At 70.0% G+C, this 10,711-nt stretch carries 8 protein-coding genes; all 8 read left to right on the top strand.

Going from position 1 to position 10,711, the window contains the following annotated elements; all coding sequences use genetic code 11:
• The first annotated feature begins 18 nt into the window (after positions 1-18).
• The 8 genes from ACIGQF_RS02395 (at position 19) to ACIGQF_RS02360 (ending at position 10,702) form a co-directional block, all read left to right on the top strand.
• Positions 19-534, top strand: a complete 516-nt coding sequence (locus ACIGQF_RS02395; RefSeq protein WP_399704365.1) for a flavin reductase family protein — start codon at positions 19-21, stop codon at positions 532-534.
• 44 nt (positions 535-578) lie between these two features.
• Positions 579-1,838 (top strand): LLM class flavin-dependent oxidoreductase, encoded by a 1,260-nt coding sequence (locus tag ACIGQF_RS02390; RefSeq protein ID WP_399704362.1) that lies wholly within the window; start codon positions 579-581, stop codon positions 1,836-1,838.
• 308 nt (positions 1,839-2,146) lie between these two features.
• Positions 2,147-2,938: a thioesterase II family protein gene (locus ACIGQF_RS02385; RefSeq protein ID WP_399704360.1), complete on the top strand. Its 792-nt coding sequence runs from the start codon at positions 2,147-2,149 to the stop codon at positions 2,936-2,938.
• Positions 2,935-4,635 (top strand): MFS transporter, encoded by a 1,701-nt coding sequence (locus ACIGQF_RS02380; protein WP_399704358.1) that lies wholly within the window; start codon positions 2,935-2,937, stop codon positions 4,633-4,635. Before ACIGQF_RS02385 ends, ACIGQF_RS02380 begins: the two co-directional genes overlap by 4 nt.
• Before the next feature lie 113 nt (positions 4,636-4,748).
• Complete coding sequence (locus tag ACIGQF_RS02375) at positions 4,749-5,534, top strand: ABC transporter ATP-binding protein (protein WP_399704355.1); 786 nt, start codon at positions 4,749-4,751, stop codon at positions 5,532-5,534.
• Complete coding sequence (locus tag ACIGQF_RS02370; RefSeq protein WP_399704353.1) at positions 5,534-8,074, top strand: ABC transporter permease; 2,541 nt, start codon at positions 5,534-5,536, stop codon at positions 8,072-8,074. The genes ACIGQF_RS02375 and ACIGQF_RS02370 overlap by 1 nt, the downstream gene beginning before the upstream one ends.
• Before the next feature lie 185 nt (positions 8,075-8,259).
• A complete protein-coding gene (locus tag ACIGQF_RS02365) occupies positions 8,260-9,486 on the top strand; it encodes a cytochrome P450 (RefSeq protein WP_399704351.1) in 1,227 nt (408 codons plus the stop codon).
• A gap of 25 nt (positions 9,487-9,511) precedes the next feature.
• Positions 9,512-10,702 carry a DUF993 family protein gene (locus tag ACIGQF_RS02360; RefSeq protein WP_399704350.1) on the top strand — a complete coding sequence of 397 codons (1,191 nt, stop codon included), beginning with the start codon at positions 9,512-9,514 and terminating at the stop codon, positions 10,700-10,702.
• Positions 10,703-10,711 lie beyond the last annotated feature (9 nt).

The raw sequence follows: 10,711 nt of genomic DNA, 5'->3' as shown, positions 1-10,711 counted from the left end.
GTCAGGGAAGAGGGCCCGATGACGACTCCGGCGTATTCCGCCGCTCTGGAGGACCGGACAGCTCCGGAAGAATTCCGGCAGGTGCTCGGCCACTTCTGCAGCGGGCTCACCATTGTCGCGGGAATGTCCGGCGGCGCCCCCGTCGGATTCACCTGCCAGTCCTTTTCCTCGCTCTCCCTGGAACCGCCGCTGGTGACGTTCTCGGTGGGCCGTACGTCCACGAGCTGGCCGCCGATCCGGGATTCCGGCGCGTTCTGCGTCAGCATTCTCGCCGCCCCTCAGGAAGCGCTCTGCCGCGCCTTCGCGGTCAGTGGGGCCGACAAGTTCGCGGGCGTGGCGTGGCGCCCGGCGCCGGCCACCGGATCGCCGACCATCGACGGCGCCCTCGCCTGGGTCGACTGCGGCATCGAGGCCGTGCACCCCGGCGGCGACCACCTGATCGTCGTCGGCCGCGTCCGTGCCCTCAAGGCCGCGGGCGTCGACGCCGACCCGCTCCTGTTCTACCGCGCCGCCTTCCGCGGCATCGCGGCCTGACCCCACTCCTTTCGATCTGCCACCACCTTCTGGAGGACCGACCCATGCGTTTCGGCCTGATCTACCACCACCAGCTCCCGCGGCCCTGGGCCGAGGACAGCGAGGAGCGCCTCTACAACGAGTCCCTGGAGCAGATCGAACTCGCGGACCGGCTCGGCCTCGACTACGCCTGGGCCACCGAGCACCACTTCCTGGAGGAGTACTCGCACTCCTCCGCGCCCGAGGTCTTCCTCGCCGCCGCGGCCGCCCGCACCCGGAACATCCGCCTGGCCCACGGCATCGTCTCGCTGCCGCCCACCGTCAACCACCCGGCCCGGGTGGCCGAGCGCCTGGCCACGCTGGACCTCATCTCCGGCGGCCGGGTCGACTTCGGTACCGGCGCGGGCAGTTCACAGCTGGAGCTGGAAGCCTTCGGCGTCGACCGGGACACCAAGAAGGACCAGTGGCGGGAGGCCCTGGAGGTCGTGACCCGGCTGCTCACCGAGACGCCGTTCACCGGGCACCAGGGCACGTATGTCAACATCCCGCCGCGCAACCTGCTGCCCAAGCCGAAGCAGCGGCCGCACCCGCCGCTGTGGATGGCCTGCAGCGCCCGTACGACCATTGAAACCGCGGCCCGGAACGGACTCGGCGCGCTCTCCTTCTCCTTCGTCTCCCCCGAGGAGGCCAAGGAGTGGGTGGACACCTACTACCGCATCATCGAGTCCGACGAGTGCGTGCCGATCGGCAAGACCGTCAACCCCAACTTCTCCGTCGTGCTGCCCTTCATGTGCCACCAGGACGAGGACACGGCGCTCGACCGGGGCCTGGACGGCGCGCACTTCTTCTCGTACTCCCTGATGCACTACTACATCACCGGTCAGCACCGGCCCGGCACCAGCGACGTGTGGCAGGAGTTCCAGAACAACCGCGAGGCCGCCGGGCTCACCCGCGAGCCCGCCGCGCCGGCCGAGGGGGAGGAGCCCACCCCCGAGGCCAAGGCGATGATGGCGCAGATCACCTCGCTGCGCCGGGGCATCGGGACGCCCGAGCAGATCACGGACCTCGTACGGCGCTACGAGGCGGCGGGCGTGGACCAGATCATCTTCTCGGTGCAGACCGGCAAGAACCGGCACGACCACATCTGCGAATCGCTCGAACTGTTCGCCGCCGAGGTCCTGCCGGAGTTCGCCGAGCGCCGTGCGGAGGCCGACAGGGCGAAGCAGGAGCGGCTCGCGGTCGCGGTCAAGGCCGCTCTGACAAGGGTGAAGACCAACACGGACGATGTGTCCGACTACGTGATCTCGCCCGAGCTGGGAGCCTGACGGCCGCGGAGTGGCCACTCCCTGCACGGCAGCAATTCCCCTGCTTAAAACAGCCGTTGACCTGCGGCTCCGCTGGAATACTCGATGACGCGGTATGGGCTCTACCGGGAATTCCGGGTTAGGGGGCTCGGCAGGAGATTTAGGGGCCGTGCCGGTGGCTGCTCCCGTGCCTTTCCGGCTTGACTGCTCTCAGGTCCGACGCCGGCGGGCGGCGAGATAGCCCACAGCCCGTTCCGGCGTCCCGCAATCCGTTCGTGAACCGCCCGTCGTGTGCGGGCGGTTCCTTATTGAAGGGATACCGAAGGGACATGGCAGAAGTGTCTTCAGACACCGGTGCCTGGATCCGGCGCTTCCATCCGGCGCCTGATGCTGTGACCCGGCTCGTCTGCTTCCCGCACGCCGGCGGGTCTGCTTCGTACTTCTTCCCGGTCTCGCAGGCGCTGTCGCCGGAGATCGACGTACTGGCCGTGCAGTATCCGGGACGTCAGGACCGGCGCAGCGAACCGTGCATCGACGACATCGGCCGGCTGGCCGACGCGCTGCTGCCCGAACTGCTGCGCTGGGCCGACCGGCCGCTGACGCTCTTCGGGCACAGCATGGGAGCCTCGCTCGGCTTCGAGGTGGCCAGGAAGCTGGAGGAGCGCGGCGTCACGGTACTGGGACTGTTCGCGTCCGGGCGCCGGGCCCCGTCGCGCTTCCGCGACGAACGGGTGCATCTGCGCACCGATGACCAGCTCCTCGCCGACATGACCCGGCTGAGCGGCACGGACGCCGCGGTGCTCGGCGATCCGGAGATCGTCCGCATGATCCTCCCGGCCGTTCGCAGCGACTACAAGGCGGCCGAGTCCTACCGCTTCCAGGGCGGTCCGAAGCTGGCCGCGCCGGTCATCGCTCTTACGGGCGACGCGGATCCCCAGGTCACCCTCGACGAAGCCGAGGCCTGGCGGGAACACACCGACGGCCCCTTCGAGCTGAAGGTCTTCCCGGGCGGCCACTTCTACCTCAACTCCCAGGCGGCGCAGCTCCTTGAGGTCATTCGTGGCCATGTCGAGCAGGCGGCGCCGGCAAGCATTCTCGACGACCGAGGAGCCGTCGCATGACCGCCAACGACAAGGCCTCTAACGGCACGGCAGGTGCTGCCGCGGGCCCGCGGGCCGGACGCAAGGAGTGGCTGGCGCTCGGCGTCCTCGTGCTGCCCTTGCTGCTCATCTCCATGGACATGACCGTGCTGTATTTCGCGGTGCCGTCCATCGCCGCCCATCTGGAGCCCAGCAGCACTCAGCAGCTCTGGATGATCGACATCTATGCCTTCGTGCTGTCCGGCATGCTGATCACGATGGGCAGCCTCGGCGATCTCATCGGCCGCAGGCGCCTGTTGATGATCGGCGCGATGCTGTTCGGCGCGGCTTCGGTGCTCGCGGCGTACGCCAACAGTGCCGAGATGCTGATCCTCGCCCGCACCCTCCAGGGCCTCGGTGGCGCGACGCTGATGCCGTCCACGCTCTCCCTGGTCAGCAACATGTTCCGGAACGAGCAGCAGCGTCGTACGGCCATCTCGATCTGGGCGATCGGCAACTCCGCCGGCTCCGCGATCGGACCCGTCATCAGCGGCAGCCTGCTGAACAACTTCTGGTGGGGCTCGATCTTCCTGATCAACGTCCCCGTACTCGTCGTCATGCTGGCCCTCGTACCGGCGCTGGTCCCGGAATTCCGGCGGCCGCGGGCCGAGGTGGGCCGTTTTGACGTGCTCAGCGCGCTGCTGTCGCTGGTCGGCGTGCTCTCGGTGATCTGGGGGCTGAAGGAGGTCGCCACCAAGGGCCTGGAACTGCCCCGCGTGGCCGCCATGGTCTTCGGCATCGTTGTCCTCGGCGTGTTCCTGCGGCGGCAGACGAAGCTGACCCACCCGATGATCGACCCCAAGCTGTTCAAGCGGAAGGGCTTCAGCCCGGCGATCAGCCTCAGCCTGTTGTCCTTCGCCTGCCTGATCGGCTTCAGCGTCTTCACCACCCAGTACCTCATGGACGTGCTGAACATGCGGCCGCTGGAAGCGGCCCTGTGGACCATGCCGCCGCCCGCGCTGACCATGCTGCTTGCCCCGTTCGCGGTGGTGCTGGCCAACCGGGTGCCGCCCGCCTATGTGATCGGCGGGGCGTTCGTCCTGGTCGGGGCGGGATTCCTGGCGATGACGCAGGTGACCGTCCAGCAGAACCTGCCGCTGGTCATCGGCGGCGCGACGGCCATCGGCGTCGGTGCCGCGATCGTCCTGACCCTGGTCACCGACCTGGTGGTGGCCGCCGCGCCACCCGAACGCGCCGGGTCCGTCTCCGCGCTCACCCAGACCTTCCAGGACTTCGGCGGCGCCCTGGGCATCGCCGTCTTCGGCAGCATCGGCGCCGCCGTCTACCGCGGCGCGATGGCGGACAACAAGCCGGCCGGGGTCCCCGCCGACGTTCTGGAGAGTGCTCGGCAGACCCTCGGCGGAGCGGTCGAAGCGGCGGGCCGGCTGTCGCGGGAGGCGTCCCAGGCGCTGCTGTCCGCCGCCGACTCCTCCTTCGCGGACGCGATGCGGGTGGCCGCCGGCTTCGGGGCGGCCGTCGCCTTCGCCACTGCTGTGTTCACCGTGTGGCGCCTGCACCATGTGCGCAACACCCCGCAGGGCGATGCCACTGCCCCCGACACCCCCGCCGAGCAGGGAACGGAGGCCGGGCAGGACGTGCTCACGGAGGCCGCGGCGAGCCTGGCCCAGGGTGCGCCGAAGGGGACGGTCGCTACCGCCACCCCGCAAGAGGGGGCCTAGCACCACCCCCCGCGGCGCCTTAAGCCCATACCGGGGAAGTGCGGCGATTCCTAATCTCGTACCTGAGATCGCGCAGGCGACAGACGAGAATTCTGAAGGCTGAGGAGAGGCAAGTGGACACACTTGGCAACGGGGGCATCACGGAGACCGTCCGTCTGGACTCCGTGGAGAAGGTCTACACGAGGGGCAGCACGTCCGTCGCCGCGCTGGCGGGTGTGTCCCTCGGCTTCCACAAGGGGACCTTCACCGCCGTGATGGGGCCCTCCGGCTCCGGCAAGAGCACCCTGCTGCACTGCGCGGCCGGGCTCGACGATCCGACCTCCGGATCGGTGACCATCGACGGCATCAGCCTTCAGGGGAAGAGCGAGACCGAGCTGACCCTGCTCCGGCGGGAGCGGATCGGCTTCATCTTCCAGGCGTTCAACCTGCTGCCCGCGCTGACCGTGACGCAGAACATCGTCCTGCCGCTCCAGCTCGCCGGGCGCAAGCCGAACAAGAGCCTGGTGCGGCAGGTCATCCAGAGCGTCGGTCTCACGGACCGGGCGGGGCACCGGCCCACCGAGCTCTCCGGCGGCCAGCAGCAGCGCGTCGCCATCGCGCGGGCCCTGGTCAGCCGGCCCGCGGTCATCTTCGCCGACGAGCCGACCGGTGCGCTGGACACCCGTACCGCACGCGAGGTGCTCTCGCTGCTCGCGGACTCCGTCCACCAGAGCGGCCAGACCATCGTCATGGTCACCCACGACCCGGTCGCCGCCTCCTACGCGGACCGTGTCGTCTTCCTCGCGGACGGCAAGCTCGCCACGGAGATGTATCACCCCTCGGCGGCCGCGGTCGCCGAGCAGATGACCCATCTCGGTGACGTCGTCGCCGCCCGCGCCTCGGTCGGTGGAGGCATCTGATGTTCCGACTCTCCCTGCACACGGTGCGCTTCCGCTGGCGCGCCTTCGCGGCGACCTTCGTTGCGATGTTCCTCGCCGGAGCCATCATGACGGCCGCCGGCGCCATGATGGAGACCGGCCTGCGGGCCGTACTCCCCGCACAACGGCTGGACGCCGCGCCGATCCTCGTGGCCGGCAACGGCGAGTACGAAGAGGCCGGCAGCCCCGTCGCGCACCTCAGCGAACGGGTCCGCGTAGACGCGTCACTGGCCGACAAGGTCAGGTCACTGCCGGGAGTCGAGAAGGCGGTCGTCGACCAGTCCTTCGCGGCCACCGCACTCAAGGGCGACCGGCCCGTCGGCAAGGCGGAGAAGTCCTTCGGCCACGGCTGGGATTCCGCTGCGCTGATGCCGTACAAGCTCACCGAGGGCAAGGCACCGGCCGCGCCCGGCCAGGTGGTCCTGGACTCCGGCATCGCCAGGGAAGCCGACGCGAAGACCGGCGACACCATCGGCGTGTCGCTCCAGGGGCACACCCAGCAGTTCACCGTCACCGGTGTCGCCGAACCGTCCGCCGAGGCCGTGGAGTCCAGTCTCTTCTTCTCCACCGCCGACGCCGAGAAGTTCGCCCCGGCCGCCGGCAAGGCCGACTCCATCGGCCTGCTCACCGAGCCCGGCACCGACCTCAACGCGCTGGAGCAGCAGGTCGACCGGGCGATCGCCGGCAGCGGCGCCATCACCCTCACCGGTGACGAGCGCGGCAAGGCCGAGTACGGCGACGTCGACATGACCGACCTCATCGTCATCGCGAGCCTGCTGGGCGCCCTCGCCCTCATGGTCGGCATCCTCGGTGTCGCCTCCACCCTGTCGCTCTCCTTCCAGCAGCGCCACAAGGAAATGGCCCTGCTGCGGGCCATCGGCTCCACCCCGCGTCAGCTGCGCCGCATGATCGTCGGCGAGACGGTCACCATCTCCGTCCTCGCCACGGCGCTCGCCGCCTTCCCCGGCCTGGCCGCCGGCAAGTGGCTCTTCGACCAGCTGACCGCCACCGGCATCGCCCCTGAGGGCTTCGTCTTCTACCGCGGCTGGCTGCCCACGGCCATCGCCGTCGTGGTCGCTCTGTTCGCCTCCGGTATCGCCGCGATCGTCGCCGGCCGGCGCTCGACGCTGACCAAGCCGGCCGAGGCGCTCGCCGACGACGGCGGTGCGAAGTTCCGGCTGGGCAAGGTGCGCCCGATCATCGCGGTGATCTGCTTCCTGCTCTGCGCCCAGCTCTGGTACGTCGCGCTGAACCTGGTGACCGGGCCGCTCATCGCCAGCCCCGCCACCTTCGCGTCGATCTTCTTCGCGATCGGTCTCGCACTGCTCGGACCGGTCATCGCCAAGGGCCTGACCGCGGTGCTGTCCCCGCTGCTGCGCGCGGTCTCCGGCCTCTCCGGATACCTCGCGGCGCTCAACACCCGTGCCAGGGCGGTCCGGATGGCCGCCATCGTCACCCCGATCATGCTGCTGACCGGCATCGCCACCGCCAACCTCTACCTGATCTCGACCGAGAGCAGCGTCAAGAGCGTCTACACCGAGAACCTGGCCAGCGACGCCGTCCTGCGCGGCGGAGCCGACGGCCTCGCGCCGGGAGCACTGGAGAAGGTCAGGGCGCTGCCCGAGGTCGGCGCTGCCTCGGAGTTCGTGGCCAGCACCGGCTTCATCGAGTCCCCCAAGGACCCGTGGGGCAACAAGGACCTGGAGGGCTGGCAGTTCCTCGGCTACACCCCGGAGGCGGCCGCGAAGGTCGGCGCCGCCGACGAGGTCGAGGGCAGCCTCGCCGCGATGAAGGGCAACTCCGTGGCCATCGCGGAAGCGTTCTCCAAGGAGCTCAAGGCCGGCGTCGGCGACAGCATCACGCTGCGCTTCGGTGACGGAGCCACCGAGAAGCTGAAGATCGTCGCGCTCGTCAAGGCCAAGCCCAGCTTCGAGACGATCATGATGCCGGCGGCGACCCTGGCCCAGCACACCCGGAGCCCGCTGCCCAGCCACATCGTGGTCGCCCCCAAGGGCGGCGCGGACGACACACAGCTGGCGGCGGCCCTCGGTACGGTGGCCGAGCAGCTGCCCGGCACCGAGGTCGTCGACCGCGACCGGCTCACCGACGCCTTCGCTCACCACCTCGGCGCGCAGGCCCTGGTCAGCTACCTCATGATCGGCACGCTCCTGGGCTACATCACCATCTCGGTGATGAACACCCTGTGGCTGGCGATCCGCGGCCGCACCCGTGAGTTCGGGCTCCAGCGGCTCACCGGCGCCACCCGCGCCCAGGTGCTGCGGATGATGGCCTTCGAGGGCGGCATGACCGCGGGCATCGGCATCTTCCTCGGCACGCTGGTCGCTCCGATGACGCTGATTCCCTTCAGCCTCGCCCGGGCCGACTCGCTGACCCCGACCGGACCGATCTGGATGTACCTCGCCACGGTCGGGTTCGCGGGACTGCTGACCATCGGCGCGACCCTGGTGCCGACCTGGCAGGCGCTGAAGGTGCGCCCCATGGAGGCGGCACTGCCCGCCTAAGGGGCCGGCCCGCTCCGCACAAGCCATATCCGGAAAACCGGTTCAGCGTCCGTCCACCCCCGGGACGGGCGCTGAACCCATTGGCGCGTCGCGCCCGTACCGTCTCGCCGGCATTTCTCTCCCGCCCCTTCTTTAGGGGTCAATTAGGGGGTAGGGAAGGTCTATTCGACGCCTAGCCTGATTCCATGACTGACACCACCAGCGTGGAATCCGCCACCCCTCTTCCGTCCTTTCCCATGGAACGGAAGTGCCCCTACAGCCCGCCGCCCGCGTACGCGGAAATGCGCGCCGGAAACCCGGTGACCAAGGTCAGGCTGGCGCTCTCGGGCCGCGAGGTGTGGGTCGTGACCCGGCAGGAGGACGTTCGCCGGGTCCTGACAGCCGCCGAGATGAGCTCCAGCGTCAAGCTCCCCGGCTATCCGCTGCAGTTCCCCGTGCCGGACGAGGTCCTGCAGACCATGGAACTCCCGCTGGTGGCGATGGACCCGCCGGACCACACGGTACGCCGGCGCGCCATCATCCCCGAGCTGACCGTCAAGCGGATGCAGGCCCTGCGCCCGCGCATCCAGGAGATCGTCGACGAGCACATCGACGCCATGCTCGCCAAGGGCGGCCCCGTCGACCTCGTCGAGGCGCTCGCCATCCCCGTGCCGTCGCTGCTGTTCTGCGAGCTGATGGGCGTCCCGCTCGCCGACATCAGCACCTTCCGCGCGTTCGCCGAGAAGACCGTCAAGAGCGATGTCACGCCCGAGGAAGTGGGCGCCGCCACCGCCGAGATGGACGCCTACCTCGACAAGCTGGTCGCCGCCAAGACCGCGGACAGCAGCGACGATCTGCTCGGCCGGATCATCGAGCGCAACAAGGAGGAGCGCACGCTGGAGCACGGCGACATCGTGGCGCTCGCCCGCATGCTGCTCTTCGGCGGCTTCGACACCGTCACCAACATGATCGCCCTGGGCACCGCGACGCTGCTCAACCACCCCGAGCAGCTGGCCGAGATCAAGGCCGACCCCGGCCTCACCGACGGGGCGGTCGAGGAACTGCTGCGCTATCTGAGCATCGCCGACTCCGCCACCGGCCGGGTCGCGCTGGAGGACATCGAGATCGGCGGGCAGCTGATCCGCGCGGGCGAGGGCATCATCGCGCTCAACGGCTCGGCCAACCGCGACGAAACCGTCTTCGAGAACCCCGACGGGTTCGACATCCACCGCGAGATCAAGCTGCACTCGGCATTCGGTCACGGCAACCACCAGTGCCCCGGCGCTTCCCTGGTGCGGGTCGAACTGGAGATCGTCTTCAACACCCTCTTCGCCCGCATACCGGGCCTGCGGCTCGCCGTCCCCGAGGACGAGCTCCAGTTCAAGAGCCACACCCTCATTCACGGCATGCACTCCCTGCCCGTCACCTGGTGAACCAGGCCCACCGAGAAGAGGCCCCGTGATCAACCTCCCCGAGCCCGACGGCAGCCTGACGGCCTACCGGCCGGCCGGCGCGCCGCGCTCCTTCACGCCCGACAGCACTCCCTTCGCCGGCCGCTCCGTACTCGCCGCGGCGCACGTCGTCGGCGACCCGCTGGCTCCGAACGAGCCGTTCGGCCCGCCGCTCGGCCCGCCCCCGCCCCAGTCGCTCGACTGGGACGCCACCCTCGCCTTCCGCCGGCACCTGTGGGCCCACGGCTTCACCGTTGCCGAGGCCCTGGACACCGCACACCGCGGCGCCGGTCTCGACTGGCCCACCGCCGCGGAACTGATCCGCCGCTCCGGTGCCGAGGCTCGCGCGGTCGGCGGCCGGCTCGCCGCCGGCGTATGGACCGATCAGCTCGACCCGTTCGCACAGCACAGCATCGACGACGTCAAGAAGGCGTACCTGGAGCAGCTGGAGGTCGTCGAGGAAGCCGGCGCCACCGCGATCATTCAGGCCAGCACCGCCCTCGCGCAGGCCGCCCGCACCCCCGAGGAGTACGCGGGCGTCTACGCCACGCTCCTCGCGCAGACCAGCCGCCCGGCCGTGCTCCACTGGCTGCTGCCCGAGTGGGTGCCGGGACACGCCGGGTACTGGGGGCACGCCGGCGCCGAGGAGTCCACCCGGGCGTTCCTCGACCTGATCGCCACCCACCGGGACCGCATCGACGGCGTCAAGGTCGCTCCGCTGTCCGCGGAGGCGGAGACCGCGCTGCGGCGCCGGCTGCCCGACGGCATCCGCTTCTACACCGGCGACTACGACACCTACACCGACCTGATCGCGGGCGACGCGCAGGGCCACAGCGACGCCCTTTCGCCCGTCTTCGACCTCATCGCGCCGGTCGCCGCCGAGGCGTTCCGTACCCTCGACACGGGCGACGAGCAGGGCTTCCGCGACCGCCTCGACCCCACCCTCGCGCTGGCCCGGCACGTCTTCGAAGGCCCGGGACGCAGCACGCTGTTCTTCAAGACCGGCCTGGTCTTCCTGGCCTGGCTGGCGGGCCACGCCGAGCACTTCCGGATGGTGTGGGCCGAGCACGGCGCCCGGTCCGTGCCGCACCTCGCCACGGCCTACCGGCTCGCCGACGAGCTGGGCCTCTTCCCGGATCCCGCGCTCGCCGCGGACCGCATGAGGCAGTTCCTCGCCGTCTCCGGTGTCGCGCAGTGATCCGCACGG

Origin of the sequence: Streptomyces sp. NPDC053560 (assembly GCF_044544605.1) — a bacterium.
Taxonomy (GTDB): domain Bacteria; phylum Actinomycetota; class Actinomycetes; order Streptomycetales; family Streptomycetaceae; genus Streptomyces.
This window is presented reverse-complemented; position numbering and strand designations above follow the sequence as displayed.